The following is a 17,088-nucleotide window of genomic DNA, read 5'->3' as shown; positions in this document are numbered from 1 at the left end:
TGATGCCGACGATGGGCAAAAATACGATCGACTCCACGCGGTGGGCGGGCCGCCGAGGCTGCCAGCTGTGACGCAAACCCCGTCCGCGTGTCCCTTAGCTGCGGCCGACGACGCGGGCAGATGCCTCCGCCATCAGTGTTTCCTGCAGATCCTCCAGACGGTTGCCCTCGTCATCGCGGTTGTGCCGCTTCCACGTGCCGTCAGCTTGCAGATGCCATGAAGAGGTTGTCGACGCCACGCCTCGACGCACCAGGTCAGCAAGATAACTAACCTGCGACGGATCCACGATACGCACCAGAGCCTCCACGCGGCGATCCAGATTGCGGTGCATCAGGTCAGCCGACCCGATCCACACTTCCTCTTCGCCTTCCGGGCCAAACGCGTAGATACGCGAATGCTCCAGGAAGCGACCCAGGATGGAGCGAACCCGAATATTCTCCGATAAGCCGGGCACTCCGGCCTGAATTGCGCAGATACCTCGAACCAGCACATCCACCTGAACACCGGCCTGGCTGGCGCGATACAGAGCATCGATCACTGCTTCGTCAACAACCGAATTCACCTTGAAACCGATCCAGGCAGGCTGACCGTTCCGCGCGCGCTCAATCTGCTGGTAAATCCGCTCGATCAAACCGGGTCGGATTTCCAGCGGTGCGACCAGCAGGCGGTGGAACGTGGAGCGTGGCGCGTAGCCGGACAGCTGGTTGAACAGTCGCGTCAGATCCTGACCCACATCGCGGTTATAGGTCAGCAACCCCAGATCCTCGTAGCCGCGCGCCGTCTTCGGATGGTAGTTACCGGTTCCCACGTGGCAATAGCGTCGCAGCTGATCGCCCTCCTGACGCACCACCAGTGACAGTTTGCAGTGCGTCTTCAGACCCACCATGCCGTAGACGACGTGCACTCCGGCGCGTTCAAGCTTGCGCGCCCACTCGATGTTGGCTTCCTCGTCGAAACGGGCCTTGATCTCCACGATCGCGACCACCTGCTTGCCGTTCTCGGCCGCTTCGATCAGCGCCGACACAATCGGAGAATCGCCCGAGGTGCGGTACAGCGTCTGCTTCATGGCCAGCACATTGGGATCACGCGCAGCCTGCGTGATGAAGTTCTGGATGGAGGTGGCGAAAGAATCATACGGGTGGTGCAGCAGCACGTCGTGCGACCGGATCGCGCCGAAAATATCCGTCGGGCGCGCCGATTCAACCTCTGCCAGTCCGGCAGGAGTCACCGGCACATACGGTTCATACTTCAGGCGCGGAATATCGAGTGCCTGCAGCTCATTGCACAGCGTCAGGTCAAGCGGTGCCGGCACCATAATCACGTCAGCGGGTGTGATTTCCAGCTTGCTGATCAGAAAGTCCAGTACGAAGCGTGAGATCGTATCCTCAACTTCGAGGCGAACCACCGGCCCAAACTTTCGGCGCAGCAGTTCTTCTTCCATCGCGGTCAGCAGGTTTTCCGCATCATCCTCTTCTACTTCGAGGTCCTCGTTACGGGTCAGTCTGAACGAGTGTGCCTCGACAATCTCAACACCTGGGAACAGGTGGTCCAGGTGCGCGGCAATGACTGATTCGAGGGTGATGAACGTGGCGCCCTCATCAGTGTCGACATAACTTTCCGCGTTCCCCTCGCCCATTGCGGAGTCGATGTTGATCAGGCGCGGCATCGACGGCGGCACCTTGATGCGCGCGAAGTGCAGCTTCGAGGTAATCGGGTTGCGCACCACGACCGCGAGGTTCAGTGACAGCCCCGAAATGTATGGGAAGGGGTGCGACGGGTCCACGGCAAGTGGCGTGATGACGGGGAAAATCTGCCTGCGGAAGTAGGTCGTCATCTTGGAGCGCTGGTCATCTGTGAGCTGATCCCACCCGCGCAGATGAATCCCTTGCTCGTCCAGCTTGGGCAAGATGTCGTTCTGGAACTCGCGTGCCTGACGCTCGCTGAGTTCGCGCGTGCGCATCTGGATACCGTCCAGGACCTGACGCGGCGACAGACCAGCGGCAGACGGTTTGGCGATGCCGGCGTTGATGCGGCGCTTCAGTCCGGCCACACGCACCATGTAAAACTCATCAAGATTGGAGGAGAAAATCGCGGAGAACCATCCGCGTTCCAGCAGCGGCAAATCCTCATCTTCACTTTGCTCCAGGACGCGTTCATTGAACGCCATCCACGACAGTTCACGGTCTGCGAAGCGTTTGTCCGGCAGCTCGCCGAAATCTTCAACGGTCGAGGCTGGTGCGGCGCTGGCCTGGGCATCTTCAGCGCGCTCCTCATAGGAGTTCGCGTCGGCGCCCACCGTGATGTGCTCACCATCCTGGATGCCGTCGGTAGCTTCGTCTTCCTCGTCGTATTCGGAGTCTTCGTGTTCGACACCGACGAGCTGTTCATTGTCGGCAGGGATCACCAATTCGCTCGCCAGGGCAGCTTCAACCGCGCTGCCACTGGTGACGTGAGCGCTGTGAGCGTCACCCTCGCCGTTGGTGTCGTCTGCTGGCCAGTGTTCATCTGGCGCCGAGAATGGTTGGTCCGAATTGCCTGCATGTTCCGGGTTCGTCATCATTCTTCCTCACACTGGCGACTAGTTGAGCGCACCGATGTGCGCTTCTTCAGCTGATCGGTCAAGTTCATCTGCGGTCTGAATCAGCGCGCGGGCGCGCGTGGTGACGGGGTATGCCAACGGGTCCCGCGGGTCGACGATCCATTTGCCGCCCTCGGCGTCTCCAGCTGCAACGATCCGCATCGCCCGTGACGTTGCAGTAATGATGTCAGCCAGGTCGTCGTCGTGGCGGCGCCCTTCGAGCAATTGGTCAACCTCGTGTACCACGTGCTCCAGATCGGGAATGTCAACGGGATGTTCAAGGCCGGGGATGATGTCCGCATGGCTTCCGCGCACAAAACGGTCGCGCACCAACGCAGTGTCGCGGTGGTACCAGCGCGACCACAGGTAGAGTCGCCACAAGGCTCCGGGCAATGTGAATTCCGGGCTGCGTGACCACATGTCGGCCAGCACGTCCACGCCTTCCGTGCGCACGGTGGTGCGCAGGCGTTCGATTTCGTCAGGCCCGAAGTCGTCGTCACTGACTCCCATCAAAGCCCATGCTGACGAGTGCGCAATCGCAGACATTTCCGCAGGGTCGGAGTCGCCGACGATTTGTTCGGCGTCGGCTGGGTCCAGCATTGCTGGCCGACGAGGGCGACGCTGTTGGCTGTTCATCTGTGACTCCTTCTCGGTGATATGACGAGCCTACCGCCTGAAGGTGAACGGCGTTGATCAAGTAGTTGAACGGAGTGGGCACCCTCGTCAATCCTGATCCGAGGAGGATCGTGGTTTTTCCCACGTCACGTTGATTAGTGCAACGTGGGACTGATGCATTACCATGCTCTCATGGGCCTATAGCTCAATTGGCAGAGCAACGGACTTTTAATCCGTGGGTTGGGGGTTCGATTCCCCCTGGGCCTACCATTATGATGTGTCGGGGCATCGTTGACAATCAGTTAGCGGTGTCCCGGTCTTTCACTATATGGCCGACCTTGCCGCGTATGCTCTAACCGCAGGTCACTCGGTGGAATGCGACTGCGGTCCGGCCACAACACACCAGAACGCGCACAATCCCCTAGATTTAAGCCCTCCGCGTGCACATACCCCTAGTTCTAACCTCGCCTCGTGCACATACCCCTAGTTCTAGCCCCGCCTCGTGCACATACCCCTAGATTTAAGCCCTCCTCGTGCACATACCCCTAAAAAGTCTTGTAAAAATGCACAATCCCCTAGATTTAACGCGTGAGGCTCGAGGCCGCCGGAAGCTACTGGCGGCTGACCTGCGGAAATAGGTTTTGTCCTTTTGGGGTGCCGACTTTAGCTAGGGGAATGTGCACCAAAGCAGGGAAGATCTAGGGGAATGTGCGCGGTCACGCCTAAGATCTAGGGGAATGTGCACAAATGCGCGTCTATTTGAGGGGATGTACACCGAGCTGTTTAAAGCGGAGAAAAGAGTACAACCTGCGCGCAGTGCTCCAAGACGGAGACGGCATCAATCCGAGACAGAGCCAGGCATCAATCCGAGATGCGGCCGAACGGACGCAGACGCCAAGGCCACACGCAGGTACAAAGCTTCGGAAGGTACGGCGATGCAAACACTCATACAGAAGCTCGCCAAACGAGCTTAATCGTCAGGCGAGCTGAAGCGCCATGCAGACGCCACGCGGGCTTAAGCATCGAACAGACGACAAGCAGGCTTAATCGCCAAGCGACCTCAAGCGGCGAGCAGACATAAAGAAAGGCCCGGCCATTTCTGACCGAGCCTTTCCACAGTCTGCGGATCCGCTAACGTTACTTCGTCAGGGAGTTCGACTTGCCCTGAATTGCGAGGAAGACACCGATAAGCAGGAATGCCACGACTGCGCCGATGATCCAGCGAAGCACTGTGCCCACTCCAAGCGCACCAGCGATCCATCCGGCGATACCGTAACCGGCAGCACCCAAGATAATAGTCCAGATGATGCCCATACCCTCGTCGCCCTTCATGAAGACGCGAGCGATTGCACCGATAACGGCGCCGGCAATAATCATCCACAAGATGTCCAACATGATCGTTCTCTCATTCTGTTGATCAGCAGAGACATCTTCATGATCTCATACGTTTTGCGTCAATGCGAGACCGAATACGGCCAGTTCTGGTCTAGCGGACATCTCGCCCGCATCTGCCCCGTCAAGTCGGCGTTGACGCAAGCTGCTCGCGCTGCAAGGTCACAGCAAGGCAGTCGACCTGGAACAGCTCAGGCAGGTAGTAGCGGCGCTAGCGTCACCCTCGTCGATGAAGCGGCTGAGGCGGGTAGGAGGCGAGCCCGACAGCAACTGAAATCAACACAAGACCCACCAGAGACCAGGCACTGGGCAGTTGCCGCAATGTCACCGCACCGATCAGCGCCGACGTTGCCGGCAACAGGGAGTTGAACAGGGCAAACATGGCGGCACTGAGGCGGCCCATGGCGAGCGCCTCCAACGAGTACGGGATCACCGTTGACAAGACTCCGACACCGACCGCCATGACGACCAGTTTCGGTGAATTCAACGCGCTGACCGCTCCGACCGAAAAGAACGGGGCGAACACAAGTGCGGCAGTGCCACAGCCCAGCGCCAGATTCGTGATGCCTGAGCGGCGCGACGCGATCGACTGCCCCATCACGATGTACCCCGCCCATAGGGCTGCAGCCCCGAGCACCCAGGCCGCACCAACGAGCTGCTTGGTGTCGCTCAGATCCAGTCCGAGGCCACCGATGCAGGCCACTCCGGCAAAAGCCAGCGCTCCTGCGATACGTCCGGACCAGCCCCCGGAGGTCACCACCGCAACCGTGACCGGGCCGAGGAACTCTAAGGAGACCGCCACGCCCAGCGGCAGAATGTGGATCGCCTCGTAAAAGCAGATATTCATGCCGCCCAGCACGATGCCGAACAGGGCCGACGCAGCCAGGTCACGCGGATTGAAGCGCCATATACGAGGGCGGCGCCACGCCAGCAGCACAACCGCACCCGTTGCGATGCGGACCCATGCTACTTCAGCGGGTGTCATGACGGCGAACAGGGTCACTGCCAGCGCTGCACCGAGGTACTGCGTGAGCCCCGATCCGACCAGAAAGAAAGGCGCGGGAATCGCGATTGAAGCAGCTCGCAGAGCGGAGCCTTTACCTCGGGATGCAGGTCGGTGTGCCGATAACGGTTCCGGTCCCGGCATCAGTGCTCTTCAAAGTCGAGGCTGACAGAGTTCATGCAGTAACGCAGCCCTGTTGGCTGACGGGGAGCATCGTCAAAGACATGACCCAGGTGAGAATCGCAGCGAGCGCACCGCACCTCCGTGCGCACCATGCCGTGTGAACGGTCCTCACTGGTGGTCACAGCTGCATCTTCTGGCTGATAGAAGCTCGGCCAGCCGCACAGAGAATCGAACTTGGTGGTTGAGCGGAACAGTTCCGCGCCGCACGCTTTACAGCGGTAGATACCCTCGCGATCCTCGTGGAGCAGTGCACCGGTGTGCGCCATCTCAGTGCCGCCCTCGCGCAGGACGTGGTATTCCATGGGGTCGAGTATGCGGCGCCATTCTTCCTCGCTGCGCACTACCTTGCCGTTAGTGTCGGTAACCGCTTTGCCGTTACTGTCAGCAACCGCTTCGTCGGCGTTGCCATTAACCGCCCCGCCGTCGTTGTCACCGCTCTCCCGCAGGTCGCGGGCGCCTTGATCATTCTGCGTTTCACTCACGGCTCGATCCTCCCAGTAGTCCTGAGCCCTTTTCCTGGCGGATCTGCGACTCACGTTTTCTTTCTTCCAGTACTTCCGGGTCAGGGCCCGAAAATGCGGCACTGCGTTCTTCTGCGTCGGGCGAGCCGGAAAAGACCCGCTCCCCCGTCGTGGTTGTCTCATCGTCCGAGTTTGCTCGACCAGTCGCGTCTGCCACTGCACCGTCGGGGTCGCTGCCGACCTGGTTCGCACTGGCCAGATCCACACTCGTATTGTCCGCACGTGCAGGGCTCGCATCGCCAGCCTGTGCACCGCTGGTGGGCGCACTACTGCCCGCTTCCGCGCCATCGTCATCGGCCTGCTTCTTGGGCTTGCCATCTGCTCCAATGGCCGGCATCACGGCAGTTTCCGCTACGCCTGACGCAGAACGAGCTATCTGAGCCGCTCCCTCTGCAGACGCTGCTTCCGACGCCTGGTTAGCCTGACCAGGAGCCCCGCTGCCAGCATCGGACTTGACACGCAGATGCCCCTGCGCCTGCGCAATGATCTTGTCAACCTCTTCTGGCGTGAACACGTGGGTCGTGCCCGTGCCGTTCGTCTGAGTAGCATCCGCTGCAGCGTTCGCTCCCCCGCGGCCAGTCCGTTTCACAGCTGCTGTTGGTCCGTCCTCCGCTCCAGACCCGGCGTTCTCTGCTCTTTCGAGGCGGTCGCGGTTGCGCTGCGACATGGCCCGTCGACGCGCCATCTTCGCGCGTTGGCGCGCCGCCAGCATACGAGCAGCGTGCACAGGGTCGAACGGGTCTCGCTTGTCACCATCATGCGTAGCAGCATCGCCGTGGTCACCCTCGTCAGTCTTGGTGTCCGAGGGGGACCCACCGGATGTATCTGAACCTGCAATACCGGATAGTTCAGTGGCCAGGCGCGCGATCAGTTCCTGGGACTCATCCTTCGTCACTTCCTTGACCTCGCGCGGCTGAATGATGCGGGCGGAACGCGCCCACGGGTATTCCTTCGAGATCCACGCGATGAGCTGCTCGCGCATGAAGCAGCGCAGATCCCACAAGTTGCCCGAATTCGACGCTGACAGGGAGACCCTGACGGTGACGGTCTGATCAGTCGAATCAGTCACCTGCACGGCCCAGGAGCGGCGATCCCACAGATCCGTGCTGTTCAGGAGCTGCTCAACTTTTTGACGCACCACCGCCACCGGCACTGCCCAGTCGGTGTAGATCTCAACCGTGCCGAGGAGCTTGGTGGCTTTGCGGGTCCAGTTTTCAAAAGCAGACGACGTGAACTTCGAGGACGGCACAATCAGGCGGCGATCATCCCAGATATGCAGGACAACGTACGTCAGAGTGATCTCCTCGACCACACCCATCGTTCCCTTGTCCCCCACGACGACAATGTCATCAACGCGGATGGCGTCCGTGAAAGCCAGCTGCAGGCCGGCGAACACGTTGCCGAGCGTGGACTGGGCAGCAAGACCGGCGATCACGGAGACAATGCCGGCCGAAGCAAGCACCGTCGTCAACGCCTGCTGAGCCCCGGGGAATGTAAACAGGACTGCGGCACACCCGAGGATCCAGACCACGACCTGCAGGACGCGGCGCAGAACCTGAGCCTGAGTCTTGAATCTGCGCGAGCGTCCGTGATCGGAGCGGTTGCGCACGTGCGCGGCGTCTTCGATCACCCACACGGCGGCGGCAATGACCCATGTCGTTGCCAGGAGTGCGAGGATCAACAACCCGTGGTCGAGATATTTCACCCACGTGGGCTGATTGCTGACATCGGTGCTTCCCAGCGCAACAGCGCATCCGGCAAGCGCGCCCCACGCCATGAGTGCCCAGTACGAAGGCGCGTGGATGCGGCGCTGCAAGGCTTTCAGCAATCGAAGTTTGCGGAGCGCAAATCGGCTGACGCGCGCAAGAATGAATGCGACCACAATTCCGACGAGGATGCCGACAACAATTCCGAGGAATACGCCAGCCACGTCGAATGCGGTTTCAACAGCTTCGGCAGGTGCAGAGGGGTCCCCGATCGGCATAATTGTGCCGAAAACGAGGCTTGACTGCGCGCGGCAGCCCGTGAGAACGGCGGAGAAATCAGGTCCGAAAACTGTCATACCCCTAGCCTAGAAGCTTCCAGGCTCATTTGCGTTCGGTGAGAGGCTTCACATGGATCCGTTTTGCACTCGGAGGTCATTCCTGCTTATTATTCTACTCGTCGCCGAACGACAAGTTCGTGGACAAGGCCCCCATCGTCTAGAGGCCTAGGACACCGCCCTTTCACGGCGGCGACACGGGTTCAAATCCCGTTGGGGGTACGATCCGTGTCAGCCCTGCTGGGACGGGTTCAACAAGTGAATAAGGTAGACTTTTCAGGTCTCACTTTTTCGAGGCCCCGTAGCGCAGTTGGTTAGCGCGCCGCCCTGTCACGGCGGAGGTCGCGGGTTCAAGTCCCGTCGGGGTCGCTGACCCACCTTTTGGTGGGGTTTTGGCTCTGTAGCTCAGTTGGTAGAGCGTTCGACTGAAAATCGAAAGGTCACCGGATCGACGCCGGTCGGAGCCACCGCTGCTTCAGCTCGCGAGATTTACGCGAGTTTCTTTCTGATAATCAAGCGCCATTTCACGTCAGTCTTCATCGTCTTGCGCTTCCTCGTCGTCAATGATTTCTTCACGAGGTCCCTCAACTCTGAGCATGGAACGCAAACTTTCGACGGAAGTCAGTTGCTGTGCGAGCTCCACATCGTGTTGATGAACGAATCCCTGCTCCGCCCCTTCGATCAGTCGCTGGCGTTCGTCTTCGACAAATTCCTGCACCTCTGCAATATCAACACCTGAAGCTTTCTCCAGCGCTTCTTCAATGATGATCAGCAGTCTCAGCAGTTCGAATGTGACATCCGGGCTGTGGGAACAGAACCTTCGGATGGGAACGACAAAATCTTTCAAGAAATCTCGCACAGTCGGGGTCGGCACAGATGCAACGGGCTGCCCCTTATCGTTCAGATTCACCTCATGATTCGGAGGTGAGACAACCAGGCCTCGCAGCACCGGTGTTGCTCTGGTGATCACGTGTCGTCCAGTTGACGGATCGTTGGTTCCAGGGGACAAAGCTCGCACGGCGATGTCTGCCAACTGGTGAAAAGACAGGCGCAAATCCTGATCGGACACGCGTTCAGCTTCAACAGACACCGCTGAGTCGGCCAGTTTGCGAAGCTCGTCACCACTGAGCTCACTGTCTAAGGAGTCAGCAGCAGATGTTCCACGTCGTTCGGCCCACGCCCACGCGTAGGTATGTCCGGCACTGACTGCATCGCCGGGTGCGACGGTGAACACGACGCGCTGTCCGTGTTTGCGAGCCCACCTTGCCGCCGCTTCCACATCAATGGAACGCACATATCCCGAGAAGTGCCCACGAACGTCATGCGCGTGCGGTGGGATCTCGGGGATCTGGCAGGCGACGTCCCATTTCTCTCGGTGCGCATCCAGGAGACGTTCGGCACGCGTGGCTACCTGCTCGATGATTGCGTCGACCCGTACCATTCGCACCACCGCGCTGACATACCAGACGAAGGTCGCGATAGCCAGAAATACCAGCAGCATTGCGATCGCCATTGCGAGCTGCGGAGGGGTCTCGCGCGACTCGGCTGATACCGAGCGTTGCAGAACAACTACGTAAACGAATACGCCGATGAATACGCCAAAGATTCCCTTCACAGCCCGGGACTGGATGTAGTCACGCAGCAGCTGGTGCGAAAACTGACCAGAAGCCACCTGCAACACGATCAGTGTCATGGAAACCGTGGTCGTCAGCACCGTCAGCATGGAGGAGGCGATGAAGCCCAACAGAGAGGATGCTGCCGAAATATCTCCGGGCCAGAAGATTCGAGAAATGAGCCATTGAGTGGGCCATGAGATCGGTGCCAGGACTCCCGCCGCTATCGTGGCAAGGAGGGCGGCTACGAGCGGGGGCACCCACAGCTGATTCGATACCAGATACTTGATGCGGCGAAAAAAGGTCATAGCGCCATAGTATTAGAGACCAGATTGTGCCCGCTTCCATTGGCCTGCATTGACTACGCTTCGCTTGGACCGCGCTGAAAGACGAGACGGCAGCAGCCAGGCCAGAACACGCGTTCTGCTCACTCACGATAGTCTGACAGCGTGGCTCACCATTCGATTGAGGATTACTTCCCCGACGGCAACATCCCTAACCTGCGGATCAAGAACACGCCCGTGCCTCCGGCTGAAGATGCGCGACCCGATCCCACGGATGTGTCGGCCGCCCTCGAACCTGTTGTCGAGCTGCTCGACGGTAAGCTCATCGCGGTGATCACCGGTGCGGGAATTTCCACGGACTCCGGCCTGCCGGATTACCGATCCCCCGGCGCAGTTGACCGACACCCCATGACACTGCAGCAGTTCATGTCTGACGAGTCGTACCGCCGTCATTACTGGGCGCGCAACCATTCCGGCTGGCTCGCGCCTCTGCGCGCACAACCCAACGCCGGCCACCTCGCCCTGGCGCAGATGGAACGTGACGGGATCATCGACGGCGTCATTACGCAAAACGTCGACATGCTGCACGCCCGAGCCGGCACCCACTCACTGGTCAACCTGCATGGCCGCTTTGACCGCGTCATGTGCACCAGTTGCCACAGAATTTTTCCGAGGGCGGCCCTGCACAAGCGCCTCGTTGAACTCAACCCCACGTGGCAGATCAGCATTGACGAGGGGGACGTCGCGCCCGATGCCGATCTGGATGTGGGCGACACAAGTGGTTTCGTCATCGCCAACTGCCCGGCGTGCGGCGGCATTTTGCGAACTGACGTTGTTTTCTTCGGCGGCACCGTCCGTCCACATATTGTCCGCGCGGCGCGCACCCTGGTTGAGAAAGCTGATGCGCTGCTGGTGGCAGGCTCATCCCTTGCCGTAGGCTCAGCGATGCGTTTCGTGCGCCAGGCTCATCACGAGGACAAGCCCATCGCGATTATCAATCGCGGCGCGACGCGCGGGGATCGTTTCGCACAGGTGAGGGTCAACATAGGGACGTCCACGGCGCTGCCGTATCTGGCTGAACGGCTCCACGCTTCTGCCGCCCCGCGCCAGGCGCGGCCTGTTTTTTCGCGATGAGGGCACCCCGGCCAACAACACAGGCGGCGTTTGCCTTCATCAAGCTCTTCAAGAGTGCGTCGGATGCGTCGCTGGCGCGTAGCTTCCTGCTTCGCACTGGTGACCCAGCAGATAAATTCGTTGCGCGCAAGGGTGGTGATGTCACGCCACGCGGTTTCAGCCGTAGCGAGAATTTTGCGACCCTTTCGGGGCACAATAGGTCTATGTCTGATTCGCGCGGCTTTCGGAAGCGGTGGTGGCGGCCCTGTTCGTGGTTCCGCCATTCATCAGTGGATCAGTCTGCAACCGACGATACCGCGTCCGAGTCGTCGACGCTGGAGCTTGAGCCGGACGGGTCATCGAACACTGAAATGGACGAGTCAGTTACCCCTTCGGGCAAAGATGGCGACTCGCCCAGCCACCCTCGTCAATCTGACGATGCGGATAGTGGAGCGGGCGGCGACGGTGGTGAGCTGTCTGCGGCCGATCGCAGCACCCACAATCATATGAGCGAGTTGCCTGAGGAAAGCCGGCGCGTCCTTGAGAAAGCGCAGGAAGTCTTCTCGCAGCTGCCAGGGCCTATCGCACCTGAACGCTGACGCAGCAACCGCTCTGGCTGCCGGCGCCTGGCCTGGCTCTCGGTCGCGGATCGCCGCCTGCACACGAGCTGTCTCCCGGCCGCAGAGGACTCCCGCACAAGGCTTAGATCTCGCTTAAAACCCGCCGCCCGCGCACGACCTACCTCCCGTTGCGCGCATGGAGGAAATCCGGTCGGATTTTACTGTCCACTGCACCAAAAAGCTCCAAATCTGCAACACTTGGGTTTATACACTTCTAACAGGCGAGTTAGAAGGCCGAAATCACTGACGGCGCGAAGGAGAATCATCCATGTCGACGAACCGCTTCCGCTCGAACTCGAGCGCGCAGCCGGTCACTTCGACGTCCGATACGACTCGGACGTCCTATACAGCAACCGACGCGAATGCATCACGAAAATCAGGGCCGACCATCGGTGAGCTCTTTGCCACCCTGTCCGCTCAGCTCACTACGTTGGTGCGTGGTGAGATTGAACTGACGAAGACGAAGGCAACCGCATTCCTGGGAAAGATCGGCATGGGTGGCGGCCTGCTCGCTGGAGCAGCCGTTTTCGCACTGTTCATGCTGGGCTGGATTTTCCACACGATCGAGCTCGGCATTGCACAAGCTCTGCCTCGTTGGGCGGCATCGCTGATCGTTGTCGGAATTCTCCTCATCATCGTGTTGATTCTGGCGCTGGTTGGTGTCTCCGCCCTGAAGAAGGCAAAGGAAGACACGCCTGCTCCTCAGGAAGGCCTGAAAGATGACGTCGATGCGCTGAAGAAGGGATTGGGTAAATGAGCCAGTCAGAACCCCGCAAAGCTGAAGGTCGTTCCCCCGAGGAGATTGAGCGCGAACTGGAGCGCACCCGCGCACAGATGAGCGTCACCGTTGACGAACTGGTGAAAACCATCAGCCCGTCCAACCAGGCTCGCCTCGCGAAAGAAGCTGCACAGGAGAAGGCCAAGGATTACCAGGCCAAAGCACAGTTACTGGTCGACGATGCCCGTGCGGGTGATTCAGACGCCATCATGAAGGTTGCGGCGGCAGCGGTGGGCGTGAGCGCCCTCGTGGGCCTCGTGATCTTCAGGATCGTCAAACGCTGAATCGCCACGTCATCCTCGTGTAGAGGTTCTCGGCCCGCAGGCGACACGATGTCTCATGTCACACGAATAGGTGACATGGCTTTGAACACGCTATGATGTGGACACGACAGAATTTTGACCAACATAGGACACCGCTTTACGCGGATCCGCACACCGTGGAGGGGGTCGACGCCATGGGGCGCGGCCGTCAGAAGGCCAAGCAGACGAAAGTCGCACGTAAGCTGAAGTATTTCAGTCCCGATACTGATCTGGAAGCCCTCCAGAGAGAGCTGGCTGCCGAGCGTAAGGGAGCCGATCCAGATGACCCATACGCAAAATACATCGACGATGACGATCAGCAGGATGATTCCTATGAGGATCTGTACGAAGACCGTTACGCCGACATGTTCGCGGATGAGGATGACGAGGACGATGACTACGGCGCATACGAAAGCGACCAGAGTTCACGCTGAGTGACGTCCACTGTGACGTACGTTGTTTCACACGATTGACGAGGGCGGCGCGCTACGCACCGTCCTCGTTTTATGTTTGCGCGCGACGCGGCGCCCGGAGTCCGCGGATTGACGGCACATTTCCCTTGGATCTAACTGAGCTGTGTGCACGAACCCCTAGATCTAAGCCACCGGCGTGCACGAACCCCTAGTTCTAACCCGTTCGCGTGCACAATCCCCTAGATCTTCCGATTTGCGTGCACAACCCCCTAGATTTAACCGGAGTTCATTTCTCGAGTTTTACATATGCACAGGTCAGGAGCCAGATGTACTGCCGCGCGCATCCGCAGGTGGGGTTTATCTAGGGGATCGTGCACAAATCACTTTAGATCTAGGGGATTGTGCGAGAAAACTGTTTAAATCTAGGGGGTTGTGCATAGGGTGCAGCGAACGTGGGGCCTGGTGTGCGACAACCGGTGGACGACGGCCTGCACGCGGTGCAGCGAACGCGGCGCACTCCACCATAGCCGCTGGCATCAGCCTGCTACCGAAGCCGCTCAGCTCACGCGATAACTGCCGGATAGCGCCACGGCCCCGGCATCGACTCCCTTGGCACCGCAGATCAGTCGCGGCTGGGACGTGCTCAAGGCGGCTCCCGTTGTGGCATGGCCCGCTGCAGCAGTGCGTTCTACGGAAGAGCCTTCAGCAGCAGTGCGTTCTGCAGCAGGACGTTCTGCAGCGGAACCCTCTGAGGCGATGACCTCGCCCAGCACCCACGCCTCTATCCCAGCGTCGGCAGCGAGCGACATGCACTGGTCAGCAGTGGACTGCCCGACTACAGCGACCATGCCAACACCCAGGTTCAGTGAATCCTCCAGAGCTTCCCATGTCACGTCACCGTTGCGGCGCACCCACTCGAACACGGCAGGCACAGTCCATGAACCACGATCCACAGTCGCGCACAAACCGCTGGGAATGACTCGGGACAAGTTGGCTCCCAATCCCCCGCCGGTGACGTGGCTCAGGGCGTGCAGGCCACCCTCGTCAACACCAAGAGAATCCAGCATGTCGAGGCACACACGGGTGTACAGACGTGTGGGTTCAAGCAGTTCCTCCCCCACTGTTCGACCGAAGTCGGCGCACTGCGATTCCAGAGAGGTTCCGGAGATGTCCAGAACGCGTCGCACCAGCGAATAACCGTTGGAATGCAGGCCAGATGATGCCAGAGCGATCACGGCGTCACCCTCGCGCACGCGGTCAGGGCCGATCATCTTGTCCGCGTCCACTACGCCGGTTGCAGCACCGGCGATGTCGTAATCGTCCGGATCCATCACTCCGGGATGCTCAGCAGTTTCGCCGCCCACCAGCGGGCAATCGACTTGTTCGCACGCCTGGGCGATACCGCGCACGATCGCCGCGATCTTTTCCGGCACAACCTTGCCGCACGCGATGTAATCAGTCATGAGCAACGGCCGCGCACCCACAACAACGATGTCATCAACGACCATGCCTACCAGGTCTTGGCCGATGGTGTCGTGAATATTCAGCGCCTGCGCCAACGCAATCTTCGTGCCCACACCGTCAGTAGAGGTGGCCAGCAGCGGGCGCGTCATTCCGAGCAGAGCGCTCGCATCGACCATGCCGGCGAACCCGCCGGTTGCTCCTACAACGGTGGAGTTATGCGTGCGGCTGATGGCGTTCTTCATCAGTTCCACCGCGCGGTCACCGGCCGCAGTGTCCACGCCTGCTGCCGCGTAATCAAGATGCTCGCTCACAAGATCCTCCGAGTTGTAGCTGTGTGACTAGACCGTTGCGCCCGGCGTGCCGGGGATGGGTGTGCCGCGTGTGACAGGTTCGGGGTACGCGCCGGTGAAACACCCTACGCACAGGTTATCGCCTTGCCCGGTTGCGCGGACCATGCCGGGAAGTGAGAGGTAGGCCAGCGAATCAGCACCAATGGAGCGACAGATTTCGTCCACATCCATCGACGAGGCAATCAGTTCCGCCCTCGTCGGAAAATCAATGCCGAAGAAGCAGGGCCACAGCACCGGCGGCGAGGAGATACGCACATGAACTTCCAGCGCGCCTGCTTCGCGCAGCATACGCACCAACGCGCGCTGAGTGTTCCCGCGCACGATCGAATCGTCGATGACGATGAGTCGTTTGCCGGCGATAACTTCCTTGAGCGGGTTGAGCTTGAGTCGGATACCCAGCTGACGCAGCGACTGCGTGGGCTGGATAAACGTGCGGCCCACATAGGAGTTCTTCACAAGTCCCTGCGCAAAAGGGATGCCTGATTCTTCGGCGTACCCGATCGCAGCGGGTGTTCCCGATTCGGGTGTCGGCATGACCAAGTCGGCCTCGGTCGGATTCTCCTTAGCCAGGATTGCTCCCATTTGCCGACGAGCCGCCACGATCTGACGATCCCCGATCACCGTGTCGGGGCGCGCAAGGTAGACGTATTCAAAGACGCATGTTGCGCTGGCGGCCTGCGCAAACGTGTAGGAACGCACTCCAGAAGAGTCAATGACCACCAGTTCGCCCGGCTTGATTTCTCGCACGAACGAGGCGCCCACCAGATCCAGTGCAGACGTTTCCGAGGCGAGCACCCATCCGCGCGACAGGCGTCCCAGCACGAGTGGGCGATATCCGTGCGGATCACGCGCACCATACATGGCGTGCTCGTCCATGAACACCAGTGAGAATGCGCCGCGCAGCAGTGGCAGAACCTTGAGCGCGGAGGGCACCAGTGAACCGTGGTCCTCATCGTCGCCGGCTTCCCTGGCCTGGCGTATCGCCTCTGACAGGGCGCCCGGATCGATTTCTCCGGATGCGCGGCGTGCGGCCTGGAATGCGGCTTCAGAAGGGCGGCCGGGCTGCGCGTTGTCTGCTCCTGCGGGCGCAGTATCGGCTTGTGCGGTGGACGTGGTGGGCTCGGAGTCGAGCACGGTCCGCGCGGCAGGCTTGGCAGAGGCTGGTGCGGTAGTGGGTGCAGCGGACGTGGCTGCGTCGCCCTCGTCCACATCTTCGACAGCCCCTTCTTCGCCGCGCCACGGGGCGGGCAACCGGTCAGCTTTACCCAGCAGGTCAGTAATGATCGAGGTGTCAGTGGTCGAATTTCGGTCTGCCCGGCGTTCACCATGACTGATTTCATCGACGAGGGTGCTCAGCGCAGCCGTGTTGATCAGGTTGCCGTTATGTCCTAGCGCGACTGTGCCCCACGGTGTCGGGCCGAGCGTGGGCTGGGCGTTGTGCCAGTTGTCTGCACCGGTGGTGGCGTAGCGGACATGTCCGAGGGCGATGTGTCCACGCAGACCTGTCAGGGTTTGCTCGTTGAACACTTGGTTGACCAGGCCCTGATCCTTGTACACGAGGATGTTGTTACCGTCAGAGGCGGCAATACCCGCCGACTGCTGGCCACGATGCTGCAGCGCGTACAGGCCAAAATATGTCAGGCGTGAAACATCTTCGCCTGGCGCCCACACGCCGAAAACGCCGCAATGGTCGTGTGGATGATCGTCAGTGTCGTCAGGAAGCGACATGCTCATAGTCACGCCTCTACTGTGTCATATCCACTGGTCGCAGAGCCAATCTTCAGACCATGAGATTGCACCCTTTTTAGGACTGTCGGA

General features: G+C 60.1%; 14 protein-coding genes, 4 tRNA genes and 1 pseudogene. 9 read left to right on the top strand and 10 right to left on the bottom strand.

Going from position 1 to position 17,088, the window contains the following annotated elements; all coding sequences use genetic code 11:
* Positions 1 to 94: 94 nt before the first annotated feature.
* Together AC1DA5_RS05945 and AC1DA5_RS05940 are read right to left on the bottom strand one after the other, a co-directional pair.
* Positions 95 to 2,557: an RNA degradosome polyphosphate kinase gene (locus AC1DA5_RS05945; RefSeq protein WP_092648853.1), complete on the bottom strand. Its 2,463-nt coding sequence runs from the start codon at positions 2,555 to 2,557 to the stop codon at positions 95 to 97.
* A 21-nt stretch (positions 2,558 to 2,578) separates the two neighbouring features.
* Positions 2,579 to 3,214: a hypothetical protein gene (locus AC1DA5_RS05940; RefSeq protein ID WP_092648854.1), complete on the bottom strand. Its 636-nt coding sequence runs from the start codon at positions 3,212 to 3,214 to the stop codon at positions 2,579 to 2,581.
* Between the two features lie 173 nt (positions 3,215 to 3,387).
* Between AC1DA5_RS05940 and AC1DA5_RS05935 the strand changes: the two genes are divergently transcribed.
* Positions 3,388 to 3,463: transfer RNA gene (locus tag AC1DA5_RS05935), tRNA-Lys, on the top strand.
* An 867-nt stretch (positions 3,464 to 4,330) separates the two neighbouring features.
* Here the strand turns inward: AC1DA5_RS05935 and AC1DA5_RS05930 are convergent.
* The 4 genes from AC1DA5_RS05930 to AC1DA5_RS05915 form a co-directional block, all read right to left on the bottom strand.
* Positions 4,331 to 4,588 carry a GlsB/YeaQ/YmgE family stress response membrane protein gene (locus AC1DA5_RS05930; protein WP_058237337.1) on the bottom strand — a complete coding sequence of 86 codons (258 nt, stop codon included), beginning with the start codon at positions 4,586 to 4,588 and terminating at the stop codon, positions 4,331 to 4,333.
* Between the two features lie 214 nt (positions 4,589 to 4,802).
* Positions 4,803 to 5,732 carry an EamA family transporter gene (locus tag AC1DA5_RS05925; RefSeq protein WP_480289542.1) on the bottom strand — a complete coding sequence of 310 codons (930 nt, stop codon included), beginning with the start codon at positions 5,730 to 5,732 and terminating at the stop codon, positions 4,803 to 4,805.
* The gene (gene msrB / locus AC1DA5_RS05920) at positions 5,732 to 6,112 is read right to left on the bottom strand and encodes a peptide-methionine (R)-S-oxide reductase MsrB (RefSeq protein ID WP_480289597.1); all 381 of its coding nucleotides are present in this window, start codon (positions 6,110 to 6,112) and stop codon (positions 5,732 to 5,734) included. Before msrB ends, AC1DA5_RS05925 begins: the two co-directional genes overlap by 1 nt.
* Before the next feature lie 133 nt (positions 6,113 to 6,245).
* Positions 6,246 to 8,354, bottom strand: a complete 2,109-nt coding sequence (locus AC1DA5_RS05915) for a mechanosensitive ion channel family protein (RefSeq protein WP_058237338.1) — start codon at positions 8,352 to 8,354, stop codon at positions 6,246 to 6,248.
* A gap of 128 nt (positions 8,355 to 8,482) precedes the next feature.
* Here AC1DA5_RS05915 and AC1DA5_RS05910 point away from each other — a divergent pair.
* The 3 genes from AC1DA5_RS05910 (at position 8,483) to AC1DA5_RS05900 (ending at position 8,800) form a co-directional block, all read left to right on the top strand.
* Positions 8,483 to 8,555 (top strand) — tRNA-Glu (locus tag AC1DA5_RS05910).
* A 73-nt stretch (positions 8,556 to 8,628) separates the two neighbouring features.
* A tRNA-Asp gene (locus AC1DA5_RS05905) sits at positions 8,629 to 8,702 on the top strand.
* Positions 8,703 to 8,727: 25 nt separating this feature from the next.
* Positions 8,728 to 8,800 (top strand) — tRNA-Phe (locus AC1DA5_RS05900).
* A gap of 62 nt (positions 8,801 to 8,862) precedes the next feature.
* Here the strand turns inward: AC1DA5_RS05900 and AC1DA5_RS05895 are convergent.
* Positions 8,863 to 10,254: a DUF2254 domain-containing protein gene (locus AC1DA5_RS05895; RefSeq protein WP_157886395.1), complete on the bottom strand. Its 1,392-nt coding sequence runs from the start codon at positions 10,252 to 10,254 to the stop codon at positions 8,863 to 8,865.
* Positions 10,255 to 10,395: 141 nt separating this feature from the next.
* On the opposite strand from AC1DA5_RS05895, the gene AC1DA5_RS05890 reads away from it, so the two are divergent.
* Positions 10,396 to 11,364 (top strand): Sir2 family NAD-dependent protein deacetylase, encoded by a 969-nt coding sequence (locus tag AC1DA5_RS05890; protein ID WP_117394373.1) that lies wholly within the window; start codon positions 10,396 to 10,398, stop codon positions 11,362 to 11,364.
* 44 nt (positions 11,365 to 11,408) lie between these two features.
* Here AC1DA5_RS05890 and AC1DA5_RS05885 read toward each other — a convergent pair.
* A pseudogene (locus AC1DA5_RS05885) lies at positions 11,409 to 11,627 on the bottom strand (YdeI/OmpD-associated family protein); the annotation flags it as partial.
* Between AC1DA5_RS05885 and AC1DA5_RS05880 the strand changes: the two are divergent.
* The 4 genes from AC1DA5_RS05880 to AC1DA5_RS05865 all read left to right on the top strand — a co-directional run bounded on the left by AC1DA5_RS05880 (position 11,568) and on the right by AC1DA5_RS05865 (position 13,477).
* Entirely contained in the window at positions 11,568 to 11,942 is a 375-nt protein-coding gene (locus AC1DA5_RS05880; protein ID WP_480289600.1) for a hypothetical protein, read from the top strand. The pseudogene AC1DA5_RS05885 and the gene AC1DA5_RS05880 overlap by 60 nt on opposite strands.
* 289 nt (positions 11,943 to 12,231) lie before the next feature.
* Complete coding sequence (locus AC1DA5_RS05875) at positions 12,232 to 12,720, top strand: phage holin family protein (protein WP_082628598.1); 489 nt, start codon at positions 12,232 to 12,234, stop codon at positions 12,718 to 12,720.
* On the top strand, positions 12,717 to 13,025 hold the full coding sequence (locus AC1DA5_RS05870; RefSeq protein WP_058237341.1) for a DUF3618 domain-containing protein: 309 nt from the start codon (positions 12,717 to 12,719) through the stop codon (positions 13,023 to 13,025). The genes AC1DA5_RS05875 and AC1DA5_RS05870 overlap by 4 nt, the downstream gene beginning before the upstream one ends.
* A 173-nt stretch (positions 13,026 to 13,198) precedes the next feature.
* Positions 13,199 to 13,477: a DUF3073 domain-containing protein gene (locus AC1DA5_RS05865; protein WP_058237904.1), complete on the top strand. Its 279-nt coding sequence runs from the start codon at positions 13,199 to 13,201 to the stop codon at positions 13,475 to 13,477.
* A gap of 536 nt (positions 13,478 to 14,013) precedes the next feature.
* Here the strand turns inward: AC1DA5_RS05865 and purM are convergent.
* Both purM and purF read right to left on the bottom strand, forming a co-directional pair.
* Positions 14,014 to 15,162 (bottom strand): phosphoribosylformylglycinamidine cyclo-ligase, encoded by a 1,149-nt coding sequence (gene purM, locus AC1DA5_RS05860; RefSeq protein ID WP_480289596.1) that lies wholly within the window; start codon positions 15,160 to 15,162, stop codon positions 14,014 to 14,016.
* Positions 15,163 to 15,258: 96 nt separating this feature from the next.
* Positions 15,259 to 17,004, bottom strand: a complete 1,746-nt coding sequence (gene purF / locus AC1DA5_RS05855; RefSeq protein ID WP_480289595.1) for an amidophosphoribosyltransferase — start codon at positions 17,002 to 17,004, stop codon at positions 15,259 to 15,261.
* Positions 17,005 to 17,088 lie beyond the last annotated feature (84 nt).

The organism is Pauljensenia sp. C0254C2 (genome assembly GCF_056583835.1).
Note: the sequence above shows the minus strand (reverse complement) of the source record. Positions and strands in the feature narration are given on the sequence as shown.